Genomic DNA, 25873 nt, shown 5'->3' on the forward strand with positions numbered 1-25873 from the left:
CAGGGTTTCCGACTTCTTCAGTTTGGCCATCGCCAGTCACGACGCAGGGTTTCCAGTACGTCAAGCGCCCGACCCGTGTCCAGGGCGAGCGCATTCACATGCCCCATTTTACGCCGCGGTCTAGCCTCCTTTTTCCCGTACAGGTGGGGCTTGAGCTGGGGATGACGCAGCAGCGCATCCCAGTCCGGGCTACCCCTATCCCAGAGATCACCCAGCAAGTTCATCATCACCACGGGGCTGATCAGGCGGGTATCCCCGAGAGGCAGACCGCAGAGGGTCCGCACCTGTTGGTCGAACTGGCTGTGCACACAGGCGTCCACGGTAAAATGACCACTGTTATGAGGACGGGGCGCCATCTCGTTCACCAACAGTTGGCCCGCGCCATCCACAAAAAATTCGACCGCCAACACACCGACATAATCCAGCGCCCCGGCAATCCGAGCGGCGCTGTATCGCGCCCGTTCCTGCAGCGGCTCGACGGCACGGGCGGGTACGATGCTGAGGTCGAGAACGCCCCGATAATGGATATTTTCGGCCATCGGGTAGAACACCATCATGCCATCGCTGGTGCGTGCCAGAATGATGGAAAGCTCCTGAGCCAGCGCAACGCGCCCTTCCAGCACCGCTTCCGTCTCTCCCAGTGATGCCCAGGCGGCAGCCAGGTCTGCTGCGGAAGCCACATCGATCTGCCCCTTGCCGTCATAACCGAGACGCGCAGTCTTGAGAATGGCTGGAAAGGGCACATTTGCCGCTGCCGCTGCCAGGTCGGCGGCGCTGCGCAGCAGTGCGAAAGGCGCAACAGCCAGATTCAGGTCGCGGAAAAAGGCCTTTTCCCGTGCCCGATCCTGGGCAATGGCCACCGCCGCGACGCCGGGGTGCATCGGTACCTCCCGGGCGACACGCTCCAAGGCAGCCAGCGGAACATTCTCAAATTCCGTAGTAACCGCCGCACAGGTACCCGTCAACTCCCGTAATGCGTGGATATCGTCATAGGCCGCGCAGAGATGGCGGTCTGCCACCGCGGCGGCGGGACAATCCGGATCGGGGTCCAGTACCCATACGCTGTAGCCGACGCGCCGGGCGGCGAGGGCAAACATCTGACCGAGTTGTCCGCCGCCGAGCATACCGAGAGTGGCGCCGGGCAGGATCAAAGGCCGGTCTCCGGCAAGGTCATGGCCATCACTGCAGTCTCCTGGCGCGCGCGAAAATCCAAGAGGCGCAGGGCCAGCGCGGCATCGGCACCAGCCAGCATCGCGGCAGCAAACAGGGCAGCATTGGCAGCACCCGCCGCGCCGATGGCAAAGGTGGCCACCGGCACCCCCTTTGGCATCTGCACGATAGACAATAGAGAATCCAGGCCTTGCAGATGCCGGGAAGGCACCGGCACGCCGAGCACCGGCACGATGGTCTTGGCCGCCAGCATACCGGGCAGGTGCGCAGCGCCGCCAGCGCCGGCAATGATGCATCGCAACCCCCGCGGCGCGGCACCAGCCGCATAGTCAAAAAGGAGGTCCGGCGTGCGGTGTGCGGATACGACACGCTGTTCGCAGGGAATGGCCATCGCCTGCAGATGTTCCACCGCGGCGCGCATCACTTCCCAGTCACTTTCGCTGCCCATCACCACACCGACTACCGGTTGTTCCATACCTGCCCCTCTACGCCCTGACCCCAAACGGGTTATAATGCCTGTCATGGAAGGAGCGCTCAAGACCAGCCATCGGGCCATCCGCAGTTTCGTGCTGCGCCAGGGCCGCATCACCGCTGCCCAGACCCGGGCAGTTGCGGAATATTTGCCGGCCCGACAGATAGATGCCCATGCCGAGTGGCGGGATCCCTGGGATAACCAAAGACCGCTCTTGCTGGAAATAGGCTTTGGCAACGGTGAGCACCTGGCCGCCATTGCCGCGCAACGGCCGACCTGGGGCTGCATCGGCATCGAGGTGCATACACCCGGCGTGGGGTCCCTGCTGCTGCAACTGGTGGAGGCCGGAACCGATAACGTCCGGATCGTCCACGACGATGCCGTCACATGGCTGAAGGCGCTGCCGGACGCTCTTCTGCGCTGCATCATCATTCAGTTTCCTGATCCATGGCCTAAAAAACGGCAACAAAAACGGCGCCTTATCCAGCCGGATTTTGCTGCAGTGTTGTGTCGCCTGCTGCAGCCCGGAGGCGAACTGCAACTGGCCACGGACTGGGCGGACTATGCTGGGCAGATGCTCACCGTGCTCAACGCCACCCCAGGCCTGCAAAATGCGTCTCCCGACAATGGCTATGTCTTCCGCCCCGACAACCGCATTCTGACCCGATTTGAGCGGCGCGGGCAGCGACTGGGGCATACAGTTTATGACCTCTGCTATCGGCGCATCCCGTGACTGCCAAGCGCTCCGACTGTGTGCATTGCCTCATGCGCGGACGAAGCATTTTTGCCGGGTTGAGCAGGGACGAAGTCTGCGAACTCGGTATGGACGTCCAGGATATCCACGTCCCGACGGGAACGTCGATCTATCACGAGGGCGGCCCTGCGCAATATGCCTATACGCTTCGTCAGGGCGGCATCAAGCTGGTCAAGAGTCTGCCCAATGGTCACGCGCAAATCGTTCGCCTGCTCAACCACGGCGACCTCCTGGGTTTTGAAGGATTGCGTAGCGAGCGGCATCGTCATAGTGCCATTACCTTGACCGGCACCGATCTCTGCCGCCTGGAACTGAGGGCACTGGATGCGCTTTCCCAGCGTCTCCCAGCGGTGCGTGAAGCCATTTTCGCGCGCTGGCAGCAGGCACTGCAGGAAGCTGAAGACCGCATTGTCGAACTGGGTGCCAAAAAGGCCGATGCTCGGCTGGCCACATTCCTCTGCCAATGGGTCAGCGCCTACCCGCAACAGCGTGCGGCGCCTTTCCCCCTCACCCGTCAGGACCTGGGGGAGTTTCTCGGCCTTTCCACCGAGCACGTCAGCCGCATCATGGCGGACCTGAAACGCCATGGGCTGCTCCACGAACACAAGGGGCAAATCGAAATTCCTGATCCCCAAAACCTACTCCTGTACGCGAGCAGCGACGGCACCCGCGCCTGAGCCTCCCCTGTTAGTTAACCAAATCTGTCAATTTTGACAATTGTCAATGCAGACACTCTTTCTACGCCTTATGGTGAGAGTATGGGCGTCTCAGAACACAGGATGATGCTCCGACACCATTGCCGACAAGGGGTGATAGCATGTTTTTCAGACAGCTTCTTGAAACCGAAACCAGCACCTATACCTACATCCTGGGGGACCCGACCTGGCACGAGGCCGTGGTTATCGACCCGGTTCTGGAAACCATCGATGAGATACTGCGCATACTTGATCGGGAATCCATGCGACTAGCATACGTGCTCGATACCCATGTCCACGCCGACCACGTTACCGGCGCCAGCGCACTGCGTGCGCACACCGGTGCGCAGGTCGTGATCAGCCGCCGAGCTGCCGCGCCCTGTGCAGACGTACCGGTGGATGATAACGATTTTATCGTGCTGGGTGATGACGTCATACGGGTCATTAGCACGCCCGGCCACACTCCGGGATGCGCTAGTTACCGTTGGCGCGACCGGGTCTTCACGGGCGACGCACTATTGATCGGGGGCTGTGGCCGCACGGATTTTCAGGGTGGCGATGCTGGGGCGCTCTATGACAGCATCACCGGGAAGATCTTCACACTGCGCGACGAGACCCTGGTCTATCCTGGCCACGACTATGCCGGTCGCCACGTCAGTTGCGTCGGCGAGGAAAAGCGTATGAACCGTCGCCTGGCGGGTAAAAGCCGGGAGGAGTTCATCGCCATCATGGCGGAACTCCACTTGTCAAAACCGAAGAAAATTCATGTTGCCGTGCCCGCCAACCAGCGCTGTGGAGCGCTCAATATATGAGGAGTACTTAAAGATGAGCAAAAAAAATACCGTGCACGGGGTGCTGGCAGGCATGAGACGTGGTGGCGGCGGCGGAGGTCGCGGACGCGGGCAGGGCGGCATTCGTTTCGGGAATGAGCCGGGCATGCGGCCTGCCGGCATGAGCCTGGCCGACGAGGAAGCTATGGAACAGCGGATGCTGGTGAGCACCGGGAACACGGACAAAAGGGCACGCCATCAGCACGATCAGGAGGTCTTCCATACCCTGCTTCGCCATCACGACCAGATTCAGCGTGAATTGACCCGGCTTCCCGATGGCATACGTTCGCTGACGACTTCCGCCAACCCGGAGATCGTCAGCCTGCTGCACGACCATGTTCCGGCCATGCACCACCGGTTGGAAGAAAACTTTGGATTGCGCTTCTGGGATCCAGCATTTCCGGAAATTTTCGCGCAGCGCGAAAAAGTACAAATGGAAGTAACCCTGGTACCCAATGGAGTTCTTGTGGAAGAGACCAGCGAGGATCCCAACGTGGTGACCCTCATTCAAGCCCACGGCATCGTCGTCAGCCTCTTCGTGCAACGCGGCTTTGCCCAGGCCCAGGAGGTCAGCCCCTTGCCAGACAACTATCAGCGTGTACTGGGTGGCTGAGCAGTCTGCCGGAGGGGCAACGGCGTCCGGCCTGCCGGGCGCCCTGCCAGGCGGATGCAGTATACTGTGTGAACGGGGCCGATTGCGGCTTCCTTCCACGTTTTCTGCTACTGAGGAATAGCATATGACCCAAGTGACCATTATCGGCGCAGGCTTTGGTGGCCTGACGGCCGTCCGCCACCTGCGCCGCCGGATGCCCGACGCGGAAATCACCGTCATCGCACCCAGGGCGGAGTTCGTTTACTACCCCAGCCTGATCTGGATTCCCACCGGGCTGCGGCAAGGCGAGAATCTGCGGATTCCCTTGGACCGTTTCTTTCAGCGCCAACGGGTGGAGTTTCATCAGGGTCGCGTCACTGGCCTGCGCGACGGTGGCCGTACCGTCATCACCGACCACGGTGAAGTGCGGAACGACGCGCTCATCATTGCCAGCGGCGGTCGCGGTATCCGTAAGCTACCGGGCATCGAGCACAGTTTCGCTATCTGCGACGGCATCGATGCCGCCGAAAACATCCGAGACCGCTTGGCGCTGATGGACAAAGGTACCATTGCCTTCGGTTTCGCCGGCAACCCCCTGGAGCCAACCGCCGTACGCGGTGGTCCGGTCTTTGAACTGCTCTTTGGAATCGACACTTACCTTCGTCAGATCGATAAGCGCGGACAAATCGAATTGGTATTTTTCAATCCGATGACCGAACCGGGTAACCGGCTGGGTCCGAAGGCGGTGGAAGGACTGCTCGCGGAAATGCAGCGGCGCGATATTCGCACCCATCTTGGTCATAAAATCAGTGGGTTCTCGGTAAACAAAGTGATGACCGAAGGCGGCGACATTGCCGCGGACCTGATCCTGTTCATGCCCGGCATGACCGGCCCGGACTGGGCAGCCAACAGCGGTTTGCCCCTCTCTGCCGGTGGCTTTTTTCAGTCCGACCTGCACTGCACGGTTCCCGACCATCCGGGCGTCTTTGTCATTGGTGACGGGGGGTCCTACGCGGGCAGCCCGGACTGGCTACCCAAGCAGGGCCACATGGCGGACCTGCAGGCCGGGACCGCCGTGCATAACCTGCTCCTGCATCTGCAAGGGAAGGCGGCAGACAACACCTTCCGCAGCGAGTTGATCTGCATTGTCGACACCCTGGACAGCGGCATCATGGTCTATCGCAGCCCCAATCATGCCAGCATCCTGCCAAATTCGCTCTGGCATGCGGCCAAGGTCGCCTTTGAGTGGCGTTATCTGCTGCATTACCGCTGAGCCAGCGCAATGCGGCCCCGACAACGCGCGGCGGGGCTTCAGCGCTCCTGTCCGGGCGCACTATAATGCCGCCCTTTCCACGCTCCGCCCCGGCCGCCGTAATGACGGCGGGCGGAATCCAGCGTCATGAGTGTATAGAACAGTGCCGCAATGGGCAGACTGAACGCCCGGAGGGGGTTCAGCGCGTAAAGCCGCAAAGTGGGCACATAGGCCGTCAGCATCAGCAGACAGGCGAGCAGCGTGGGCATCGCCAGCCAGACATTTTCGGTCCAAAGTCCATACAGCAGCCCTCCTACCGGCCCGGCATAGAGAAAAGTCATCACCAACGTTGCTCCGAGCAGCCGCCAGGGGCTGAACCGCAGTTGCACGTAGGCGGAGCGAGCTACCATCCGCCATATTTCGCCAAGTTGGCGGTAATCCCGCAGACTATGGCTCTCCGTCCCCAAACCCAGCCAGATCGCGCCATGGGGCTTCAGCAATGCTGCCAGCGTGCAGTCATCGATGCGTGCGGCACGCATGGCGGCGAACCCGCCGACCTTTTCGAGTGCCTCCCGACGCAGCAGCATACACCCCCCGCCGCACCGGCCAGAGTACGGTGTGGGTCGTTGACCCAGGGAAAGGGATACAGCATCTGGAAGAAGAAGATGAAGGGCGGAATCAGAAGACGCTCCCAAAAACCGCGGCAGGAGAGCATCACCATCAGCGAGACCAGTGACAAATCCCGATCCTCTATCCGGGTGACGAGGCGCCGCAAGACATCCGGCCCATGCACGATATCTCCGTCGGTGAACCAGAGAAGCGGCACCGGGCCGGCCGCGGTCACCCCCTGGTCCATGGCCCAGACCTTACCCGCCCAGTTTTCCGGCAGCGGCGCGCCAGTCAGCACCTCCAGACGGGAGGAGGCATCCATCTGCCGCGCCGCCTCCCGTGCGCACTTTGCGGTGCCGTCCGTACTCTGGTCATCCACCACGATGACCCGCAAGACGCCGGGGTAATCCTGTCTCAGCAGGGCCGTTACGCAAGCACCAATACCCTCTGCTTCATTACGCGCAGGCACTACGGCGGTGACTTCTGGCCAGCTTCGCCGTGGGTTGCTTTCGCGGGGTGGAAGACGCTGATCTGCCCGCCAGAAAGCGCCCCGCCCGAGGAACAGCACCAGCCAGGCCACCAGAACGGCCCATGCGGCCGGTAACAGCCACACGTCGCTCAAGACTGAATACGCCACTGCCCTTCCGCAGAGGTGGCGGCCCCAGGATCGGCCATGCCCGAACGCATACACGCCTGTTTGATGGCGAGGCGCAGATCGTTCTGCGAATCGGCCGCGCGCAGGGCATCGTCATATTCCACCAGTCCATCCATAAACAACTGCAACAGGCTCTGATCAAACGTCTGCATACCGACGTCGTTCGTTCGCGACATGGCGTCCTTCAGCAGACTCACTTCACCCTTGTAGATCAGATCGGCAATGGCCGGGGTATTGATCAGCACCTCCATGGCAGCGATTCGTCCGCTCTGCCCCTTGACCGGCAACAGGCGCTGTGAGACCACGGCACGCAAATTGAGTGAAAGATCCATGAGCAACTGTTTTTTACGATCTTCCGGGAAAAAATTGATGATCCGTTCAATGGCCTGATTGGCATTGTTCGCGTGGAGGGTGGACATACACAGGTGCCCGGTTTCGGCATAAGCGATGGCATGATCCATGGTGTCCCGGCTGCGCACTTCGCCGATCAGGATGACATCCGGCGCTTCCCGCAACGCATTCTCCAGCGCCCGCTCATAATTCAGGGTATCGATGCCCACTTCGCGCTGATTGACGATGGACTTCGCATTCCGGTGCAGAAATTCGATTGGATCCTCAATGGTGAGGATATGACCCGCCGCATTCTGGTTGCGATACTGGACCATCGACGCCAGGGAGGTGCTTTTCCCGGAACCGGTAGAACCGACGAAGAGCACCAGCCCCCGCGACGTCATGGCCAGATCTTTCAGTATCGGCGGCAGCCTGAGCTGCTCCAGGCTGGGAATCTGGGTCTTGATGGCGCGCAGGACAAAGCTCAGTTCACCACGCTGGAAAAACCCGTTGACCCGGAAACGCCCCACCTCGGGCACGGAAATGGCCATGTTGATTTCTTTCTCGTGCTGGAACTCCTGTAAGCGCTCCATCCCCAGAATTTCCTTGGCCAGATTCAGCACCTGACCCGGTTTCAGCATTTCTGTCCCCAGCGGAACCGTCCGCCCGTCGACTTTCATGACCGGTGGCGAGCCCACGGTGAGGTACAGGTCCGAGCCGTTTTTTTCCACCATCAGGACCAGCAAGTCATCCAGTACAGACTGAAGTTTAGACATGCAGCCTCCTCGCCAGCTTCTATGTGTGGCGATATGGCGTAGTAAATGTGGAGCAGGATTGAGTCAGGCGACCTTTTTGCGGGGTGGGTCATCGGTATCGGCCCAAAAGGCGGGGGCGGGGCACTGGAATTTCCCGGACTTCGGGTCGTAGCCCTTCCAGAATGGAACCCGCAGAAATTGCAGATGAAGCCATTGGGCCATGAGTCCTGCGGTGACAGGAGTAGCGATACGCCAGGGCGCTACTGCAGTCATGGGGAAATCTTCGGATAGGGTTTCGGCGAGGAGTTGCACCATGGACCAAGCGATGCAGCGGATTTGCATCCAGCGTTCCAAGACGGTGCGTTTTTGCTGCCAGAGGTTATGGATGCCCCACCAGCGTTTGAGATTGTGGAAGATCGGTTCGATCTGCCAGCGGTTGCTGTAGAGGACGACGATTTCGCTGGCGGTGAGATCCGTCTCGGAAGCGAGATAGAGGCGGGTGGGAGACCACCGATGATGCTTTTCATCGTAGATCGCACTCCATACGGCACGGACCGGATGGCCGTTCAGGAATCGTGCATTGGCGATGATGGATTGAAGACGGACCTTCTGCCGTTTCCCATAGAGATCCAGAGAGACGATCTCGGTGGGCAGCGCAGCCATGTCTTCCACGGTGTACTTGTTTCCATATATCCGAGGACGCCCGCGTTGGGATGTCCTCGGCGGTGGGTCGCGGAGCAGTACAGTATCTTTGCGCACCTGGCCGATGAACTGGCCTGCCGGCTGCAGGCCGTGCTGACGCAACAGGGGCAAGAGCAGGCGCCGCCGCATGAACCAAGCATCGGTGAGCAACCGGACGGGTACGGGGATGTGGGGTATAAAGGCGCGCAGCAATGCTCCGGCGATTTTCAGCTTGTGGGTGTTGCCGGTACTGGGCACCAGGCGCAAGCGGATGGGAAAGGAAATGGCTTTGCCGGAACGGGTACGCAGGGTCAACGCCAGACCCACCCAATTCTGGGCGAGGACATAACTGGGGCGGTTGTGCTTATGACTGTGGTCGAAGCGGATGGCCGCGCCTGGGGCCTTGGTAGAGTGCCGCAGGACCATCGTGTCGTCGACGACTAACTCGACGATCAGGGGCTTGGGCAAGGACTGCAGGAGCCAGCGTACCTGGGTTATGGCCAACGCCTGTGTACGCAAGGACGCACGCTCCAGGAGTTTGTAATAGGTGGTCCAGTGGCAGCGGAGGGAGATGCTGCTGAGGGCGCGGGTGACCCAGCCTTCGGGCGAGATCAGGCAACCGCAAAGCAGCTCCACAAAACTGCGCCGCGAGCGGGGCGGCACGACCGTCAGAAAGTAGGAAATCCACTCCGAGAGGCGGAGGGCAACGAGACGATGAAAGGGCATGACAGTGATTCCGAGAAGCCTAAAACGCTTCTCATTGGCCGACCCTTTTTTACAAGGGTCGGCCGCACGGCACTATCACTGTGTCAAGCACTTTCGTAGCAAAAATAGAAAAAACCCGGCGGAGCCGGGCTGTATGTCTAAACTTCAGCAGTACAGACATAAATTATCCTCAGGCCACGTTCATGAAGCTGTCTTTGTTCTGTACCCGGCGCAGCGCATCTTCGCGAGTCACCTTGTGGGCACGCACCAGGTCGGCAAGACATTGGTCCAGGGTTTGCATGCCCTGATTTTGCCCGGTCTGGATCACCGAGTACATCTGCGCAACCTTGTTCTCACGAATCAGGTTGCGGATAGCCGGGGTGGCGATCATGATTTCGTGGGCGGCGACCCTTCCCTTGCCGTCGGCCGTTTTGAGCAAAGTCTGGGAAATGACCGCGCGCAGGGATTCGGACAGCATGGCGCGGACCATATCCTTTTCCCCCCGGGAAAGGAATCGACAATACGGTCGATGGTTTTTGGTGCGGAACTGGTATGCAGCGTCGCAAACACGATATGGCCGGTCTCTGCCGCGGTAAGCGCCAGGCGCATGGTCTCCAGATCACGTAACTCGCCCACCAGGATGATATCGGGATCTTCACGTAAAGCCGAGCGCAGGGCGTTTTCAAAGGAGTGGGTGCTGGCACCCACCTCGCGCTGGTTGATCAGGCACTTCTTGGGGGTGTGCAGAAATTCGATAGGATCTTCAATGGTAATGATGTGGTCGGCGCGATTCGCATTGATATGATCTACCATCGCCGCCAGCGTCGTTGACTTACCCGATCCGGTCGGCCCCGTGACCAATACCAGTCCGCGCGGCACGTTGATGATCTCCTTGAAAGAACTGGGCGCATGGAGGTCTTCCAGTGTCAGCACACTCGCAGGAATCGTCCGGAACGCCGCAGCCGGTCCGCGGTCCTGGTTGAAGGCGTTAACCCGGAAACGCGCCACACCCGGCAGTTCATAGGCAAAGTCGATTTCCAGGTTCTCCTCATACCCCTTCCGCTGGAAATCGTTCATGATGTCGTAAATCATGCTGTGTACGGTTTTGCTGTCCTGCGCCTCCACATTCAGCGGACGGATGTCGCCGTTGATCCGCAGCATCGGCGCCAGACCTGCCGAGATATGGGTGTCCGATGCGTTGTTTTTTACCGCGAAGGCGAGCAGTTCTGAAATATCCATCGTGCGGCTCCCGACATGAACGCCCCATGATTTGGGGCCAAAGGCTATTGGGCGTTACTATAGTCGACCTTGACCATTTCGCCCACGTCTGCCGGAGACTGATGTCCATCGCTGAACGCCTGGCCCATGTGCAATGGGAGATTGCCGATCACCCGCCGCAGTGCCTGCTGGCTGCAAGCAAGCACGTTACGGCGGCGACACTGCGTGACGCCTATGCCCTCGGACTTCGCCACTTCGGCGAAAACTTCCTGCAGGAGGCGCTGGACAAACAGACGGCACTGAGAGATCTGGATGGCATCATCTGGCATTTCATAGGTCGCATCCAGCGCAACAAGACCGCACTAATAGCCCAGCATTTCGACTGGGTGGAAAGTGTGGACCGCCCACTCATCGCGGAACGGCTCCATGCCGCCCGCGCCGGCATGGAGCCGTTGAATGTGCTGATCGAAGTCGCCATCAGTGGGGAGGAAACCAAGGGCGGCTGCGCGCCAGAAGAGGTTCCGGAATTGGCCCTCGTCATTTCCCGGTTGTCCCGTTTACGGCTCCGCGGCCTGATGGCCCTGGTCCACCCGCAACCGGAGCCGGCAGAGGCCGACTTCCGCCGGATGGCAGAACTTTTTCTCGCGCTGCGGCAAACCCAGGTCCATGCCGATCTGGATACCCTCTCCATGGGCACTTCGGCGGATTACCTCCAGGCCCTGCAGCAGGGTGCCACAGAAATCCGTCTTGGTACCATCCTCTTCGGAGCCCGTGCCCAGGAGCCCTTATGATACCTCAGAATATTGTCTTCATTGGTGCCGGCAATATGGCTCGCGCCCTTATCGCCGGTCTGCGGCGTCAGGGCATTGCAGGCGAGCAGATTCAGGTTCACGCCCCCAGCAGTGCACACCGTGACGCACTTGCCGAAGAGTTCGGCATCCGCAGCCTGGCGGCAACGGCGCAAAGTCTGCCTGCCAACAGCGTGGTCATCTACGCAGCCAAACCCAAGCAGATATCCGCAGTGCTCGCGCTGTGGCGGCAGGCTTTCGCCGATGCCGGCGTGCTCTTCCTCTCTGTGGCTGCCGGCATCGGCAGCGCACGCATTGCCGCCGAACTAAACCCCGGGAGCGCCATCGTGCGCGGCATGCCCAACACCCCGGCGCAAGTCGGCGCCGGAGCGACGGCGCTGTATGCCCGCGATTCGGTGAGCGCCGCGCAACGCCAGACTGCCGGGTTTATCATGTCCGCCGTGGGCCAGATTTACTGGTTAAGCGATGAATCACTGATGGACGCCGTTACGGCACTATCCGGAAGCGGCCCTGCCTATGTCCTGCTGTTCCTGGAAGCCCTTGAAGATGCCGCCGTGCTGCAGGGCCTGGACCGTGTCACTGCGCGCGCCCTCGCCCTGCAGACGGTGCTCGGCACCGCACAGATGGCGGCTGCCAGCGCCCTCAGTCCGACCGAGTTACGCCATCAGGTCACCAGTCCGGGGGGCACCACGGCGGCGGGTTTGGCGGTCTGGGAAGAGCACCTGCGGCCACTGGCGCAGCGGGCCCTAGCCGCCGCGGCGGAGCGCAGCCGCGCCCTAGGCAGCCCCGAAAAGGATATATCATGACCGAACTGAGCATTATGGCGGCGCGCCTTACCAGTCTCATTCTGACCTTGCTGTTCTGGGCAATTCTCATCCGTGCCATATTGTCCTGGGTACAGCCCGATCCACGCAATCCGGTCATACAGTTTCTGGATCGGCTGACCGGACCCATTCTCTATCCCCTACAGCGGATCATCCCGCCCATCGGCGGATTCGACCTCAGTCCGCTGGCAGCGCTGCTGATCATCGAAGTGCTCAAGGGGCTGCTGGTTCATGCCATCCTCAATCTGGGCGGGTAACCCCATTACGACGGACTGCAGCACATGACTTCCTCAGAAACACGCCCCCCATATCTGCGGGCAGACGGTGACGACCTGTATGTACGCGTCCACGTACAGCCGGGTGCCAAGATCGATGCCATCGGCGGATGCCACGGCGATGCCCTCAAAATTCGCCTGCGTGCCCGGCCCGTGGATGGCGCTGCCAATACTGCCCTTTCGGCTTTGCTCTGTGCTACCCTGCGCCTGAAAAGACAGCAGATCACTTTGGTGCAGGGGGAGAGCGCGCGGGACAAAGTGCTCAGGATCAGCGCAGCGCCCACACACGTGCAGACTCAACTCAGAAAATATGCCGAATCCGCCCACTCACCTGCTCTCGACAGGGAAGACCGATGAACCACAGCGCAGCACTGCCGACTCTCGATGCCATCCTCGAAATCTATGCCAGCCCCTTCAACGATCTGATTTATGAGGCGCAACAGGTGCATCGGCTACACTTTGATCCAAATGCCATCCAGTGCTCCACCCTCCTCTCCATCAAGACCGGCGGTTGCCCCGAGGATTGTGGCTACTGCTCCCAGAGCGTCCATCACCAGACGGCCCTCCAGGCCGAACCGCTGATGGATCTTGAACAGGTGCGTGCCGCCGCGCGGGAGGCCAAAGCCAATGGGGCCCAACGCCTGTGCATGGGGGCTGCCTGGCGCTCGCCCCACGACCGGGATATCGAAAAAGTAGCCGCCATGATCGGCGTGGTCAAGGAGTATGGCCTGGAAAGCTGCGTGACGCTGGGGATGCTCAAACCGGGGCAAGCGGAACGCTTACAGCATGCTGGCCTCGACTACTACAACCACAATCTCGATACCTCCCCCGAGTTTTATGGTGAAGTCATCCACACCCGCAGTTATCAGGACCGCCTCGACACCCTGGAAGCGGTGCGTGACGCCGGTATCCGGATTTGCAGCGGCGGCATCCTCGGCATGGGAGAGTCCCGCCGGGACCGGGCGCGGATGCTGCAAGTGCTCGCGCAGTTGCCCCAGGCTCCGGAGAGTATCCCCATCAACGCCCTGGTGCCCATTCCCGGCACCCCGCTGGAGGCTGCGGAGCCGATTGACGGCTTTGAATTCGTGCGCACCGTCGCGGTCGCCAGAATCCTCTTCCCCAAGGCCTACGTACGGCTTTCGGCAGGGCGCGAAGCCATGAGCGACGAATTACAGGCGCTCGCCTTTCTGGCCGGTGCCAACAGCATTTTTCTTGGGGATCGCCTGCTGACGACAGGGAATGCCAGCACCGGACATGATCAGGCCTTGTTCAACCGACTGGGCCTGCACCGCAGCGCGGACTGACGGTCGGCGACAGGGGCCAGCCGGACGGACCGACCCCGGTGTAGCTCAGGAGTGGTCACCAAAAGACAGGGGGATGGCGTAGGTCAGCAGCACCTCATCCTCGCCGGGATCCTCGTTGGCGATATATGCATTGGAAATGTGGGCGATCTTGATTCCCAAGCGCGACTGATCGGCAAACTGATAAGCCAGACTCAACTCCAGACGAAACTGGAAGGTGCCGTCCAGATATTTGCCGCGCCCCTGATTATATCCGCCCATGCCGAGCACCGGCGTCAGTACCCAGTGATCCCAGGCAATATCCGAGTAAAAGCCGGTGTAGCCCATGAAACCGCCGTTGGTATTGGCGACGATACCCCATAGCGCGCCGATGCCGAACAACTTGGAGGCAGACTGGTATTCCAGATCGATCTCCGGAAGGGTTGCATTACCCCGATGTCCAGGACCGGGCTCGACGCCAGCCGCGTTAAAGGCGCCGATACCGGCGTCGAAATACGCAGGTCCGCCCTGGACCACATGCAAGCCTGCGCCTTCTGCCCAGGCTGGCCCGGCTGCCAGCAGAGCCAATGCCGTCACACCCAGGATCCTCGCCAGGATTTTACTACCGTCCTTCATGACTGCTCCTTAGTAAAGATGTGTCGGCCGCCTTGCCGACAGGAATCGTTTGCGTTATGGTATCAACCGAACGGTCAGTATGCGTTCGCTCAGCGCGCATGTCAAAAAAGCCTGATGGACCTGAGCCGCGCATATACTGTGCGCAAAACCCATTGTAAGCAGGGGTTGCGCATGAGTCGACCGTCGAAACAGGTCCGGAGAGTCGCCCGGCTGCTGGGATTCAACAAGGGACACATATGCGCTGGCTCAAACGCCTTTTGGTTCTGGTCATCATCGTCGTGGTTGCCTTTGGCGCCTATGCATACTTCCAGATTTCTGATTACTATCCCAACACCGACGATGCCTATCTGCATGCCCATGTCGTGAACATCGCACCGCGGGTTACGGGACATATTGTCGCCATTTATGTGCATGATAATCAGGTCGTGCAGGCTGGACAGCCCCTGCTCCAGGTGGATCCGCGGGCCTACGTCTACGACGTGCAGAAAGCCGAGGCCGAACTGACCCAGGCGGAACGGCAGACGGCCGCCATTCAGGCCAATATTGCCGGAGCGCGCGCCAATATCAGCGCCGACCAGGTCAATTACCAGAATGCCCGGCACAACGCCCAACGCGCGGCAGCGCTGGCGGCACAGAAATATCTATCCGCGCAACAGGCGGATAACGAAATGACCGCGGCGAAAAGTGCCGGGGCGCGCCTGACCGCCGATCAGGCGGCCCTGGCGGAGACACAGGCACAGCAAGTCCTCAATGGTGCCCGCATCGCCGCCGCCAAGGCCGCCCTGCGCACAGCCCGGCTCTATCTGTCTGAAACCACGCTCTACGCGCCCATCGCGGGAGTCGTCAGCAAAGTGGATAAAATCCATGTGGGCGACGTGGTCAATGTCAATCAAGACCTGTTCCCCCTGATCGGCAATGCGGAATACTGGGTCGAGGCCAACTACAAGGAAACCGATCTTAGCCGGGTACACCCGGGACAGAGTGCGAAAATCACTGTGGACATGTACCCCGACCATCGCTTCAAGGGAAGGGTGATAAGCCTGAGCGGCGGTGCCGGAAACGCCTTCTCCCTGCTGCCCCCGGAAAATGCTACGGGTAACTGGGTGAAGGTGACACAGCGGGTACCGGTGCGCGTGCTCATCACCAATCCGGACCCCAGGTTCCCGCTACGGATCGGTACCAGCGCGTCGGTAACGGTGGATACGGGCGGAGCACCGGGCTGGGTCAAGGCGCTGCGACCGATCTTCTGAGGCCCCGGCGTTACCGGCCGTGCCGGCGAGATCTGCACCAACGCACGCGCAGGTGACCCAGGTTCAGCGCGTGTCGGAGATCAATGTACCGACCCCGGCGTCGGTGAATATTTCCAGCAATAATGCATGGGGTACCCGACCATCGATGATATGTGAAGCCTGCACGCCCGCCGCCACAGCGTCCAGACAGCACTGGATCTTGGGCAACATGCCGCCGTAAATACGGCCATCGGCGACCATCCGGTCCACCTCGGCGGCCTCCAGACGAGTGCGCAACTGTCCGTCAGAATCCAGCACACCGGCGACATTGGTCATCAGGATGAGCTTCTCTGCTCGCAACGTCGCAGCGAGAGCGCCCGCCACCAGGTCGGCATTGATATTATAGGACTCGCCCAGGGAGCCCACCCCGACTGGCGCCACCACCGGAATAAAATCACCCTGATCCAGCAGACGGATAATATCCGGGTCCACCCGTGCGACCTCGCCCACCAGTCCGAGATCCACACCATCCCGGCGCAGGGGGCGCGCCCGGAGCAAGCCGCCGTCCTTGCCGGTCAACCCCACGGCGCGGCCGCCCGCACGATTGATGGCCTGCACGATCTCCTTGTTGACACCCCCGCCAAGGACCATTTCCACCACTTCCATGGTCGCGGCATCGGTCACCCGCATGCCATCCACAAAATGGGTATGCACCCCGAGTCGCTCCAGCATGGCACCGATCTGCGGCCCACCCCCATGCACCACCACCGGATTCATGCCCACCTGTTTCATCAGGGTTACATCGTAGGCAAACTGTTCCTGAAGTCGGGCATCGATCATGGCGTTGCCACCGTACTTGATGACGATGGTACGGCCGTGAAAACGCTGCATGTAAGGCAGGGCTTCCACCAGTATGCGGGCCTGCAGGTGGGGATCGCTGTGTATGGAGTTTATCATGCACGTACCGTGTCTGTTGAAGATTCCGGAATCAGCCCACGCAGAAGAATCTCGACAACCCCAGCGTCATAACCTGCGGGATCATCGGCAAAGCCCACGGCCGGATAATGGCGCAGAATATCCCGGGACTGAAAAAAGAAAACATTCGCGCCCAACATCAGGGTTGCCACCAAGGCAGGGTTGAAATCCGCCCGCAGTTCGCCCCGGGCCTGCCCGCTTTCCAAGACCGCAACCAAGGCAGAAAACACATCCGCGAAACCCTGTTCCGCAAACTCCCGTGCTCTGGGCGCGCCTTTTTCGAGTAATTCCCGCCATACCAGACGCACCAGTTCCGGCCGATCCAGCAGAGCCTGGAGGTGGCAGCGTGCAAAATGCCGGAGCACATCCACCACGGTTCCGTGGGCGTCGACCGCATCGTTGAGCAGTTTCCGCAAGTTGCGGCTGGCCGCGCGCAATACTGCCAGATAGAGGGCATCCTTATTGGGAAAATAATGATAGATATTGGCCTTGCTGATACCCGCCTGCAACGCGATGGCATTCATGGAGACCGCATCAAATGCCTTATCGGAAAAGAGCTTTTCGGCAGCGGCCAGAATCCGCTGCCGTCCTTCGCCTTCAAGTATCAGTGGCAACTCCCCCATGAAACCGTCTCCCGCCCCCAATCTGCATGTGATGGCCACACTTGCGCGGCACCCGACCAATCGGTCAATATTGAGGACAGTGTAGCATCACCCGTGGCAGTTGTCCCTCTGTGGGCACGGGTGGAAGCTGTCCACCATCCGCCTGCAATTTGCTATTCTAGGGGCTGGAAATTCTAGCAAGGGAACTACGCATGTTTACCCATACTCCCAGCCAGGGAGACCTGTCTTTTTCTTTGTTGTTGCGGGCGCTTCGCGGCATTACTTTATGGCAGCCCATTCTGGTATACGTGATCGCGGTTTTCCTGGGTATGGTTGGTCTGGAATTTTTCGCACAATGGCCGGGGGGTGGGCAGGTACCACCATCGGGATGGTCATTTTGCTGATCAGTTTTGGTGTCGGCTATCTGGGCTCCGGTGGCGTATTGCTGCACGAGGCGCGCGGCGACCCGCTGCCCGGAATAATCAAAAGCCTCCGCTTCGGCATACGGGCGCTGCCACGTCTGCTGGGATTACTGATTATCGAAAGTCTTCTGCTTCTCGGCATTTTTGTGGTGGAGGTATTGGCGTTTCTCGCCTGCAAGATACCCGGGGTGGGCGCGATACTGTTCGTCCCGATTTTCCCTGCCATCATGCTGCTAAACGCCGTTGTTTTTGTCCTCGCCATTATTGTCTTCAACCTTTCCGGACCGGCGTTGTGGCACGGCGAAGGCGTGGGCAAGTCACTTCGTCATACCATTGCCATCGCCCGTAATAAACCCGGTTCCATCCTGCTGATGATGTTGTTGCTCGCCGCCCTGGCGACCAGCATGGGAATTATCATTGCAATGATTCTCTATATTGGATATGGCATGACATTAACGGCGGCTACCCCGGTGCTGGCTGACGAAATCAGCCGCAGTGCGGACATGTTCTGGCAAATGCTGGGAGCATTGTCGGGAGACAGGGTTTTTGGCAGCGGAATGCCTGTACCGGCGATGGCGGCAAATACCTCCTTGTATAACGCTGGACTCAGCATGGGAATGGGCTTGGCCGGCGCACTGGTATTCATTCTCCCCAATGTGGTGTTTCTGCTGGGTATGGCACACATTTATGTTGAGGCTCTCGAACTGGTAGCACCGGAGGATGTCTAATTTCCCTATGAAAAAATGGATACGCCAACTGGAACTTGAAAGAAACCGCTGCCAGAGTTGTGGCATGCCGCTGCAGTTTGATCCCGAAGGTGGGGGAACGGAAGCCGATGGTAGCCACAGCAACTGTTACTGCAGCTATTGCTATGCCGGAGGTCAATTCCGGGAGCCGGAACTGGCGCTGGATGCCATGCAGCACCGTGTCCGGCAATTGATGCGCCAACGTAATGCGCCATGGTACGTCCGAGCTTACATGGCGCATCGCGTGCCGACACTGGCTCGCTGGCGGGGATGCAAAAAGCGTTAGAAAACGCCGCCGCGCCCTATATAAAGAAGCCCCCGCCGCTCAGCGCCGGGGGCTTCTGTAGGTGAAAAACCGATCGGACCAGAATTAAATCGCGGAACGGGGACGACGACCGCGACGGGGTTTCAGCTCCTGCATGAGCGCATCACCGCGGTGGTTCAGTTCACCCAGCAGATGGTCATTACTACCCACGCGGTCACGCACTTCGGCAACAGCCGCCAGAATCTGGGCGGGTTCCCAATCAGGTACCAGACGGGAAATACGGTCCATCAATGACCGCCGTTGTGCTTCCCGCTCACGACGGGCGCGCGGGTTTTCCTGCAGGCTCCGCTTCTGCTGTTCGATTTTTGCCAACTGTTCACGCAGTCGCATTTCCGTCTGGCGCTGCTTCTCCTCCAAATCCGCGAGACGCTCCTCCGAACTACGACGGTGACGCTTTTTTACTTGTGCTTCCATATGCTATCGCTCCTCTAAGTCAGGTTAACTTGGCAGAACCCCTCGCCAATTTAATAATTATGTCAGCTTGTTTTTGCTTTGGCAAATACAAACGCATCTGCATAAATGTGTTCCGGATTCAATCCGGCTCCCTGTAAAGCGGCGCTTAAGGAAAACACCATGTCCGGGTGCCCACAAATATAGGCGTCGAGCAGGCTCGCGTCCGGAAAGTCATGGATCACTTGTGCCGTAACATAGCCGGTTGCTCCGGACCAGGAAGCATCGGGACGGGATACTATCCTGGTTACCTGAAAATGGTCATGACGTGCCTGCCATTCCCTCAGCAAATCCTGATAATAAAAATCCTCCGGATGGCGCACACCCCAATAAAAATGGATCGGACGTATGCAGCCCTGCGCAAAGAGCGACTCGAGCATCGCCTTGATGGGTGCAAAACCGGTGCCGGTAGCGACCATCAGTAAAGGGCGGGTGGATTCCTGACGAATAAAAAAAGTGCCCAATGGTCCCTCGAAACGCAAGATGTCCTTTTCCTTCATCGCACTGAATACATGCCCGGTAAAGACACCGCCAGGCACTCTTTTGATGTGCAGCTCCAGGAGCGCATCTTCACCGGGTATGTTGGCGAGGGAAAAACCCCGTCTGCCACCGTCTTTCAGGAGAATGTCGATATACTGTCCAGGGAGAAACTGGAGACGCTCCGTAGTCGGAATTTTTAGAAAAACCGCGCGCACATCGGGTGCCAAATCGACGATTCTTGCTACCCGTGACGGCAGTGTTTTAATCTGGATATCCTTGGTGGCCCCGATCTCCCGGACTTCTATCGTCACGTCGGACAGGGGTATTGCCTGGCAGAAGAGCGCCAGGCCCGCATCCTTCTCGGCGGCCGACAAAATCTTTTCCTCCACCTTCCCGTAATCTACTTCTCCACTGAGAATACGTCCCTTGCAGGTCGCACAGGTACCATTGCGACAACCGTAGGGGATATGAAAACCATGCCGCAGAGCGGCCTCCAGGATGGTTTCATCTCTGTCGCAATCCATCTCGTGGCCGCTCGGTTCAATGCGCAGGCGGTAAGTCATGAGCACATCCTTTCGTAACGATTAAAAATGTTTCGGCGGGCATTCTAGCAGATGCGCGGCGTGATGGCCGCGCTTCACGGATACTCCCGGTTGAGATCGTAGCGATTCACGATCCGGCAGAACAATTCCGCCGTCTGGCGCGCATCATAGAGTGCCGAATGGGCTTGGGTATGATCCCAGTCCAGACCGGCTGCCAGGGCGGCCTTGGCCAGCACGGTCTCACCATAGGCCAATCCGGCCAGACTAACGGTGTCGAAGGTACTGAAAAGATGAAAGGGATTGTTTTTGACGCCGGTCCGTTTTTCTGCTGCCTTGATAAAGGACAGGTCAAAAGCGGCATTGTGCCCCACGAGAATGGCACGTCGGCATTGAGCCACCTTTACAGCAGTGCGCACCGGCCTGAAAATTCCGCGCAGGGCTTCCTCCTCGGAAACAGCGCCGCGCAGTGCCTGAAAGGGATCAATACCGGTAAACGCCAGTGCTGCCGGGTCAAGCACCGCGCCGGCAAAGGGCTGGACCTGAAAGTGGTGGGTGGCTACGGGCCGCAACTGCCCCACTTCGCCACCGATGATGATCGCAGCCACTTCCAGCAACGCATTACGTTCAGAGTCAAATCCTGCCGTTTCCACATCGACTACTACCGGCAAAAAGCCGCGAAACCGTCCGGCCAAAGCCGCCATCAGAAGTTACTCCTCCATCTGTTGTGAAAAAACCAGCGCACGCGGTGCAGCCAGCAAAACCGCGGTGGAAACACTCAAGGTAACAGCGGCTGTCAACATCACCATTACCACCAATTGCATGGATACTGCGGCAAGGGGCGCCATACCCGCGAGAATCATTCCTGCGGTAATTCCTGGAATATGGATCATACCGACGCTTTTCAGGCTGTCTATCGTCGGAATCAGGGAACTGCGCACCACCATACTATACAGGCTGCGCATCGATTGACGGTGCGTGGCACCAAGCGCCAGCATGGCCAGCAACAACGCCTCACGCTGGTCCACCTCGCTGCGCAAACGGTTGAGTGCCAGCGATACGGCGTTCATTGCATTGCCGATAATCATGCCGCCAATGGGGACCAATGATTCGCCGCGCCAGAAAACCAATCCGGAAAGGAGCATCCAAGCGAGGGTGACCGCAGTCGCCACCGTGATGCTGATCACCCCGATCCAATAGGCGTGCGGGATACCGGCACCGCGCTTACGATTGAAACGACCGGCCATCAGGATCATGGCTATCAGAAAGAGTACCAGAAAAAACGGCTGATGCTGGCGGAACAGCCAACCCAGCAAAAACCCCATGATCCCCAACTGAATCGTCGCCCGGGCCGCCGACCACAGAAGTTCTTTGCCCACCCCCAGCTTTTGCCAGGCCGACAAGGCCCAGGCACTGCCGAGGAGGCCGGTCACCCCCGCCATGGTCCACGGTGAAAAGGTGCTGAAAATGTCCGGTGCGGCACTGTTCATCCGCGTTTGAACGCCTCTGTCAGCAATCGCCAGTCGCCCGCCACAAAACCCTCCAGGGGGCGAAAGCGCTTTTTATAGTCCATTTTGGGGCTGTTGGCGACCCAATAGCCCAGATAAAGATAGGGAAGGCCCAACTTCCTGGTCCATTCAATCTGGCTGAGGATAGCAAAAATACCCAGGCCGCGTTGCGGCAGATCTGGGGTATAAAAGGTGTAAACCGCAGAGACGCCACCGCCGAGCACGTCCACCAGTGCCACCGCCAACGGGTGTCCTTCCTGCTCAAAGACCAGGAGGCGGGCATCCACGCCGCCGTTCTCGACGATCATTTCCCGGTACAGGCGATCCGCATGCTCGTCCATGCCACCCCCTGGGTGCCGCGAACACTGATACTCGGCGAAGAGACGTGCGTGGGCGGCTTCCCAGTGGGGGGGTTGTTCCCGTATCCGTATATCCTGATTGCATGCCCAGGTGCGCCGCTGGCCACGATCTGGCCGGAACTCCGCAACGGGGATGCGCACGGAAATGCAGGCATCGCACTGCGGGCACATCGGGCGGTAGGCCACCGGACCATTGCGCCGGAATCCTTTCTGCAGAAGTTGGTCATATTGGGCGCTGCCCACCATCTCCCGAGGATCGCTGAGCACCAGGAGTTCTTCCTGATCCGGCAGGTAAGGGCACTTCTGCAAGGCGGACAAATAAAAGGCCATGATTAAAACATCCCGGGCAGCGGTAACAAGATGTTCCAGTCTGCATGCGTATGCTGGGTGCGCAGATCAGCAACGGCGCGCAGGAAATCACGGCGGGGTATTTCCCGCGCGCCCATGCTCTGCAGGTGCGGGGTGATGAACTGGGTATCGATCAGGCCAAAGCCCCAGTGCTGAAGATGACGCGCCAGTAGAACAAGAGCCAGCCTGGAGGCGTCGGGCACCCGACTGAACATGGACTCCCCGAAAAAAAGTCCACCGAGGGCTACGCCGTAAAGCCCCCCGACCAGGCGGTCCTGCTGATAGACTTCCAGGGAATGTGCTGCTCCGGCCGCGAACAGATCCAGGTAGGCGGCCCGTACCGCCGGAGTAATCCAGGTATCTCCCTGCCCTGGGCGCGGCGCTGCGCAAGCGTCGATGACACCGGCAAAATCGCTGTCCATGCGATATTGCCAGTCACGGTTACGGGCGGATTTGCGCAGACTGCGACTGACGTGTATCGCCGGGGGCTCCAGAATACCGCGGGGATCAGGTGACCACCAGAGAATGGGGTCTTCTTCACCGAACCAGGGAAAGATGCCGTGGGCATAGGCCCGGAGCAAGCGCTCCCTGGACAAATCGCCACCGATGGCGACTAGGTTGCCGTCGGCCTGCTCCGGGTCGGGGAAGGGGGCTGACCGGTCATGGCGTTGCAGGAGGACCGGACGGACGCCCTCAGGGCGCAACTGCACTGCCTCCTGGTTGCATCAAAGACCAATTCCTCCATCGCGTTACCAACTACTGGTAACTATAACCGTTTTGCAATGCCCGCAGAGCTGCCACCCGCGCCTCCAGACTGGGATGGGTGGCAAACCAGCCGCGCCAGCTTCCGGAAATGTAGGCCGTCGCCATGGGATCACGCACCACATCATGCACCACATGCAGGGCTTCCGCGCCCCGCTGCAGTTTTTGCAGGGCCGAGATCATCGGGGCCACGCCCACCTGCTCGGCGGCAAAACGATCCGCAGCGAATTCCCGACGGCGCGAAAACCAAGTGATGGGAATCAGCGCCAGGAAAGACAGGCCGATCTGCAGCACTATGGATACCGCAAAAGCAACCATGGGCCGGTCATCAAACTGCCGCGCGGCAAGCATGGACAACCAGAATACAAACGTATTCATCAGCCCCTGCAGCAAGGTGGTACTCACCATGTCGCCATTGTATACGTGCCCCATCTCATGGGCCAGTACCGCCCGCACCTCATTGTCGCCGAGGAGATTGACCAGACCGCTGCTGACCGCCACCATGCTGTGGTTGCGCCCCGGTCCGGTGGCGAAGGCGTTGGGCTCATCATTCCAGTACACCCAGACTTCCGGCATGCGAATACCCAAACGATTGGCAAGCTGTGCCACTGAATCGTATACCAGTTGCTCCTTGGCCGATTGCGGCGCATCGATGCGTTGCATCTGCAGGCCCGCGCGCGCCAGATGTTTCGACATCAACAGCGAAACAAAGGCACCGCCGAAACCGATCAGCAGCGCCCAGAGCAGGTCCGCGCCACTCACCGATCCGCGGAGGTCGACACCGAAGATCGGCAAAATGAAGTTGACTAGAATAGTAAAACTGATCGACAGGCTGACGAATATCAGCAGATTCGTCACCACCAACAGCAGTATGCTCTTGAATGATTTCATGACACGCACGCTCCATCAGAATACACCGACCTTACCGCGACGACTGAATTTCCACCCTGACATCGCGGCCGCTTGCCTTTTGTTTTTTATGACAATGCAGAAGCAGTCTAACATCAAGACAGGACATCAGGAAGGGACAGGCAAGGGCTCAGGATGGCGGGAGACCAGTGTGGCATGTAAGGCAACGCCCCCAGACATGGCGCCGCCAGCCGCCCTTGCAAGGTCTCCAGTGTGCCCACCGCGACTGCGGGATTCAGGGTGTTTGCTACCCACCCGGCCAAGCGCAGTCCCCGTGCGCGGATGGCTTCGACACTCAGCAGCGTGTGGTTGATGGCACCGAGTCGCAAGCCCACCACCAACAGCACAGGAAATTGCAGATCCCCGGCCAGTTCGGCAACACCCCAGTCATCGCCCAATGGGGAAAGAAAACCACCGGCGCCCTCCACCAGCACACAATCCATCGCTGCGGATTGCATCCGGACGAAAGCCGCTACCCGCTCACGCTCGACGGTGACACCCGCCTGACGTGCCGCCCAGTGGGGCGCCACTGGCGGCTCGAAAGCGTAGAGACCCGTTTCGGCAACACTGCGCGGGGGCTGGCTGGCGGCGCGCAAGATTTCCACATCCTCCCAGGTACCGTCGGCCTCGACTCCCGAAACAATGGGTTTGAGGGCTGCCACCAGCATTCCGTGCTGTGCACATTTGTGGGCGAGGGCAGCGGTGACAGCGGTTTTGCCGACGCCCGTATCGGTACCGGTAACCAATAGTCCTCGCAGTGGACCCGCATGCCGACGCGGCGCAGGATGCTCCCCGGTCATGGACGGCGTCGCAGCCGCGTGAGAGGAAAAACGATACCGCCGTCTTCACGCGGGGATGCGTGGGGGCCCCCGCCCCAAGCATGTCCATAGACGACTTCATAGGTGGCAGGCAGGCGGCCGTCGGCGCGAAAACCCTCGTAGGCCTGCCGCAGTGCCTGCAGGCGACGGGGGGTGAGCAAACCGCGGGCGCGACCTGCGGCGGCATTGGTGGCACCGATATTCCGCAGATCCCGCAGGAGATCGTCTACCGCCGCATAGGTGAGCTGATAATGTTCCACATCCAGGACCGGCATTTCGTAGCCCTGACGCACCAAGGCATCGCCAATATCATGCATGTCGATGAAGTGACTGACATGGGACTGGTCGTCTACCGCCGCAAAGGCGTGACGCAGTTCTTTGAGGGTGTCCGGACCGAGGGTGCTGAACATGAGCAGGCCGCCGGGACGCAGCACCCGCGCAAACTCGCGTAACACCTGATCCAGATCATTGCACCACTGCATGGACATATTGGCGTAGAGCAGGTCGATGCTGGCCGTCGCCAGTGGCAAATCTTCCGCGTCGCCCTGGCAGAAATACTGGCGCTGACGCCAGCCTTTACGACGCCGGGCCTGCTGTAACATGTTCGACGCCAGATCCAGGGCGAGCAGTCGTGCACGGGGATAACGGCGATTGAGACGGCGGCTTTGCAAGCCGGTACCACTGCCCATATCGAGTATCCATTGGGGTTCCAGCTTGACGAGGTCCAGTCGCTCGATGAGCTGCGCGCCGACCTGATCCTGCAGGACGGCACTGGTCTCATACCCGGCCGCTGCCTGCTCGAAAGCCCGCCGCACGGCGCGTTTTTCCATGAAAAAGGACGGATTGCCGGAACTCACCA

34 protein-coding genes are annotated in these 25873 nt (G+C 59.8%); 14 read left to right on the plus strand and 20 right to left on the minus strand.

Annotated features, from left to right (window positions below):
* Window positions 1–17 precede the first annotated feature (17 nt).
* Window positions 18–1151, minus strand: a complete 1134-nt coding sequence (locus AFERRID_RS05690; protein ID WP_126604550.1) for a 5-(carboxyamino)imidazole ribonucleotide synthase — start codon at window positions 1149–1151, stop codon at window positions 18–20.
* Window positions 1148–1645: a 5-(carboxyamino)imidazole ribonucleotide mutase gene (purE, locus tag AFERRID_RS05695; RefSeq protein WP_126604551.1), complete on the minus strand. Its 498-nt coding sequence runs from the start codon at window positions 1643–1645 to the stop codon at window positions 1148–1150. Before purE ends, AFERRID_RS05690 begins: the two co-directional genes overlap by 4 nt.
* A 37-nt stretch (window positions 1646–1682) precedes the next feature.
* Between purE and trmB the strand changes: the two genes are divergently transcribed.
* The 5 genes from trmB (at window position 1683) to AFERRID_RS05720 (ending at window position 5786) form a co-directional block, all read left to right on the plus strand.
* Window positions 1683–2375 carry a tRNA (guanosine(46)-N7)-methyltransferase TrmB gene (gene trmB / locus AFERRID_RS05700; RefSeq protein WP_172959340.1) on the plus strand — a complete coding sequence of 231 codons (693 nt, stop codon included), beginning with the start codon at window positions 1683–1685 and terminating at the stop codon, window positions 2373–2375.
* Window positions 2372–3073, plus strand: coding sequence for a Crp/Fnr family transcriptional regulator (locus AFERRID_RS05705; protein ID WP_113526333.1), 702 nt, complete (start codon window positions 2372–2374; stop codon window positions 3071–3073). The genes trmB and AFERRID_RS05705 overlap by 4 nt, the downstream gene beginning before the upstream one ends.
* A gap of 140 nt (window positions 3074–3213) precedes the next feature.
* A complete protein-coding gene (sdo, locus tag AFERRID_RS05710) occupies window positions 3214–3903 on the plus strand; it encodes a sulfur dioxygenase subunit alpha Sdo (RefSeq protein WP_126604552.1) in 690 nt (229 codons plus the stop codon).
* Between the two features lie 13 nt (window positions 3904–3916).
* On the plus strand, window positions 3917–4534 hold the full coding sequence (locus AFERRID_RS05715; RefSeq protein ID WP_113526331.1) for a hypothetical protein: 618 nt from the start codon (window positions 3917–3919) through the stop codon (window positions 4532–4534).
* 124 nt (window positions 4535–4658) lie between these two features.
* Window positions 4659–5786: an NAD(P)/FAD-dependent oxidoreductase gene (locus tag AFERRID_RS05720; RefSeq protein WP_113526330.1), complete on the plus strand. Its 1128-nt coding sequence runs from the start codon at window positions 4659–4661 to the stop codon at window positions 5784–5786.
* A gap of 38 nt (window positions 5787–5824) precedes the next feature.
* Here the strand turns inward: AFERRID_RS05720 and AFERRID_RS15490 are convergent, their stop codons facing one another.
* The 6 genes from AFERRID_RS15490 to AFERRID_RS05740 all read right to left on the minus strand — a co-directional run bounded on the left by AFERRID_RS15490 (window position 5825) and on the right by AFERRID_RS05740 (window position 10739).
* Window positions 5825–6352: a glycosyltransferase gene (locus AFERRID_RS15490; protein WP_331251181.1), complete on the minus strand. Its 528-nt coding sequence runs from the start codon at window positions 6350–6352 to the stop codon at window positions 5825–5827.
* Window positions 6259–6987: a glycosyltransferase gene (locus AFERRID_RS15495; protein ID WP_232027936.1), complete on the minus strand. Its 729-nt coding sequence runs from the start codon at window positions 6985–6987 to the stop codon at window positions 6259–6261. Before AFERRID_RS15495 ends, AFERRID_RS15490 begins: the two co-directional genes overlap by 94 nt.
* A 5-nt stretch (window positions 6988–6992) precedes the next feature.
* Window positions 6993–8135 carry a PilT/PilU family type 4a pilus ATPase gene (locus AFERRID_RS05730; protein ID WP_126604553.1) on the minus strand — a complete coding sequence of 381 codons (1143 nt, stop codon included), beginning with the start codon at window positions 8133–8135 and terminating at the stop codon, window positions 6993–6995.
* Between the two features lie 63 nt (window positions 8136–8198).
* Window positions 8199–9521, minus strand: coding sequence for an IS701 family transposase (locus AFERRID_RS05735; protein WP_070807692.1), 1323 nt, complete (start codon window positions 9519–9521; stop codon window positions 8199–8201).
* Window positions 9522–9690: 169 nt separating this feature from the next.
* Window positions 9691–9891, minus strand: a complete 201-nt coding sequence (locus tag AFERRID_RS16335) for a hypothetical protein (protein ID WP_269149220.1) — start codon at window positions 9889–9891, stop codon at window positions 9691–9693.
* A complete protein-coding gene (locus AFERRID_RS05740) occupies window positions 9888–10739 on the minus strand; it encodes a type IV pilus twitching motility protein PilT (protein ID WP_269149221.1) in 852 nt (283 codons plus the stop codon). The genes AFERRID_RS16335 and AFERRID_RS05740 overlap by 4 nt, the downstream gene beginning before the upstream one ends.
* A gap of 101 nt (window positions 10740–10840) precedes the next feature.
* On the opposite strand from AFERRID_RS05740, the gene AFERRID_RS05745 reads away from it, so the two are divergent.
* Genes AFERRID_RS05745 through bioB form a run of 5 tightly spaced genes read left to right on the plus strand, consistent with a single transcriptional unit; the run spans window position 10841 to window position 13930 of the window.
* Window positions 10841–11509: a YggS family pyridoxal phosphate-dependent enzyme gene (locus AFERRID_RS05745; protein ID WP_113526326.1), complete on the plus strand. Its 669-nt coding sequence runs from the start codon at window positions 10841–10843 to the stop codon at window positions 11507–11509.
* On the plus strand, window positions 11506–12333 hold the full coding sequence (proC, locus tag AFERRID_RS05750; protein ID WP_113526325.1) for a pyrroline-5-carboxylate reductase: 828 nt from the start codon (window positions 11506–11508) through the stop codon (window positions 12331–12333). Before AFERRID_RS05745 ends, proC begins: the two co-directional genes overlap by 4 nt.
* Complete coding sequence (locus tag AFERRID_RS05755) at window positions 12330–12608, plus strand: YggT family protein (protein WP_113526324.1); 279 nt, start codon at window positions 12330–12332, stop codon at window positions 12606–12608. The genes proC and AFERRID_RS05755 overlap by 4 nt, the downstream gene beginning before the upstream one ends.
* Window positions 12609–12632: 24 nt before the next feature.
* Window positions 12633–12983: a DUF167 domain-containing protein gene (locus AFERRID_RS05760; RefSeq protein ID WP_126604554.1), complete on the plus strand. Its 351-nt coding sequence runs from the start codon at window positions 12633–12635 to the stop codon at window positions 12981–12983.
* The gene (bioB, locus tag AFERRID_RS05765) at window positions 12980–13930 is read left to right on the plus strand and encodes a biotin synthase BioB (RefSeq protein ID WP_113526322.1); all 951 of its coding nucleotides are present in this window, start codon (window positions 12980–12982) and stop codon (window positions 13928–13930) included. The genes AFERRID_RS05760 and bioB overlap by 4 nt, the downstream gene beginning before the upstream one ends.
* Window positions 13931–13975: 45 nt before the next feature.
* On the opposite strand, the gene AFERRID_RS05770 is transcribed toward bioB, so the two are convergent.
* Window positions 13976–14542, minus strand: a complete 567-nt coding sequence (locus AFERRID_RS05770; protein ID WP_113526321.1) for an acyloxyacyl hydrolase — start codon at window positions 14540–14542, stop codon at window positions 13976–13978.
* A 236-nt stretch (window positions 14543–14778) separates the two neighbouring features.
* Between AFERRID_RS05770 and AFERRID_RS05775 the strand changes: the two genes are divergently transcribed.
* A complete protein-coding gene (locus tag AFERRID_RS05775; protein ID WP_113526320.1) occupies window positions 14779–15792 on the plus strand; it encodes an HlyD family secretion protein in 1014 nt (337 codons plus the stop codon).
* A gap of 63 nt (window positions 15793–15855) precedes the next feature.
* Here the strand turns inward: AFERRID_RS05775 and argB are convergent, their stop codons facing one another.
* Both argB and AFERRID_RS05785 read right to left on the minus strand, forming a co-directional pair.
* The gene (argB, locus tag AFERRID_RS05780) at window positions 15856–16728 is read right to left on the minus strand and encodes an acetylglutamate kinase (RefSeq protein WP_113526319.1); all 873 of its coding nucleotides are present in this window, start codon (window positions 16726–16728) and stop codon (window positions 15856–15858) included.
* On the minus strand, window positions 16725–17369 hold the full coding sequence (locus AFERRID_RS05785; protein ID WP_113526318.1) for a TetR/AcrR family transcriptional regulator: 645 nt from the start codon (window positions 17367–17369) through the stop codon (window positions 16725–16727). Before AFERRID_RS05785 ends, argB begins: the two co-directional genes overlap by 4 nt.
* 191 nt (window positions 17370–17560) lie before the next feature.
* Between AFERRID_RS05785 and AFERRID_RS15500 the strand changes: the two genes are divergently transcribed.
* Genes AFERRID_RS15500 through AFERRID_RS05795 form a run of 3 tightly spaced genes read left to right on the plus strand, consistent with a single transcriptional unit; the run spans window position 17561 to window position 18802 of the window.
* Complete coding sequence (locus tag AFERRID_RS15500) at window positions 17561–17752, plus strand: hypothetical protein (RefSeq protein WP_232027798.1); 192 nt, start codon at window positions 17561–17563, stop codon at window positions 17750–17752.
* The gene (locus tag AFERRID_RS05790; RefSeq protein WP_232027800.1) at window positions 17737–18498 is read left to right on the plus strand and encodes a hypothetical protein; all 762 of its coding nucleotides are present in this window, start codon (window positions 17737–17739) and stop codon (window positions 18496–18498) included. Before AFERRID_RS15500 ends, AFERRID_RS05790 begins: the two co-directional genes overlap by 16 nt.
* A gap of 7 nt (window positions 18499–18505) precedes the next feature.
* Window positions 18506–18802, plus strand: coding sequence for a zinc ribbon domain-containing protein (locus AFERRID_RS05795; protein WP_225981904.1), 297 nt, complete (start codon window positions 18506–18508; stop codon window positions 18800–18802).
* A gap of 84 nt (window positions 18803–18886) precedes the next feature.
* Here AFERRID_RS05795 and AFERRID_RS05800 read toward each other — a convergent pair whose 3' ends face one another.
* The 9 genes from AFERRID_RS05800 to bioC all read right to left on the minus strand — a co-directional run bounded on the left by AFERRID_RS05800 (window position 18887) and on the right by bioC (window position 25871).
* Complete coding sequence (locus AFERRID_RS05800; RefSeq protein WP_113526315.1) at window positions 18887–19255, minus strand: hypothetical protein; 369 nt, start codon at window positions 19253–19255, stop codon at window positions 18887–18889.
* A 62-nt stretch (window positions 19256–19317) separates the two neighbouring features.
* Window positions 19318–20334, minus strand: a complete 1017-nt coding sequence (locus tag AFERRID_RS05805; protein ID WP_126604555.1) for a CDP-6-deoxy-delta-3,4-glucoseen reductase — start codon at window positions 20332–20334, stop codon at window positions 19318–19320.
* Between the two features lie 74 nt (window positions 20335–20408).
* Window positions 20409–21014 (minus strand): ribonuclease T, encoded by a 606-nt coding sequence (gene rnt / locus AFERRID_RS05810; protein WP_012536046.1) that lies wholly within the window; start codon window positions 21012–21014, stop codon window positions 20409–20411.
* Window positions 21015–21020: 6 nt separating this feature from the next.
* Complete coding sequence (locus AFERRID_RS05815) at window positions 21021–21800, minus strand: ABC transporter permease (protein ID WP_113526313.1); 780 nt, start codon at window positions 21798–21800, stop codon at window positions 21021–21023.
* Window positions 21797–22507, minus strand: coding sequence for an arginyltransferase (locus AFERRID_RS05820; protein ID WP_126604556.1), 711 nt, complete (start codon window positions 22505–22507; stop codon window positions 21797–21799). Before AFERRID_RS05820 ends, AFERRID_RS05815 begins: the two co-directional genes overlap by 4 nt.
* Window positions 22508–22509: 2 nt before the next feature.
* Window positions 22510–23235, minus strand: coding sequence for a leucyl/phenylalanyl-tRNA--protein transferase (aat, locus tag AFERRID_RS05825; protein ID WP_225981903.1), 726 nt, complete (start codon window positions 23233–23235; stop codon window positions 22510–22512).
* A gap of 46 nt (window positions 23236–23281) precedes the next feature.
* Window positions 23282–24178 (minus strand): protease HtpX, encoded by an 897-nt coding sequence (gene htpX / locus AFERRID_RS05830; protein WP_113526311.1) that lies wholly within the window; start codon window positions 24176–24178, stop codon window positions 23282–23284.
* 113 nt (window positions 24179–24291) lie between these two features.
* The gene (gene bioD, locus AFERRID_RS05835; protein WP_126604557.1) at window positions 24292–24996 is read right to left on the minus strand and encodes a dethiobiotin synthase; all 705 of its coding nucleotides are present in this window, start codon (window positions 24994–24996) and stop codon (window positions 24292–24294) included.
* Window positions 24993–25871 carry a malonyl-ACP O-methyltransferase BioC gene (bioC, locus tag AFERRID_RS05840; RefSeq protein WP_113526391.1) on the minus strand — a complete coding sequence of 293 codons (879 nt, stop codon included), beginning with the start codon at window positions 25869–25871 and terminating at the stop codon, window positions 24993–24995. The genes bioD and bioC overlap by 4 nt, the downstream gene beginning before the upstream one ends.
* Between the last annotated feature and the right edge of the window lie 2 nt (window positions 25872–25873).

Origin of the sequence: Acidithiobacillus ferridurans, assembly GCF_003966655.1 — a bacterium.
In the GTDB taxonomy this organism is placed as follows: Bacteria; Pseudomonadota; Gammaproteobacteria; order Acidithiobacillales; family Acidithiobacillaceae; genus Acidithiobacillus; species Acidithiobacillus ferridurans.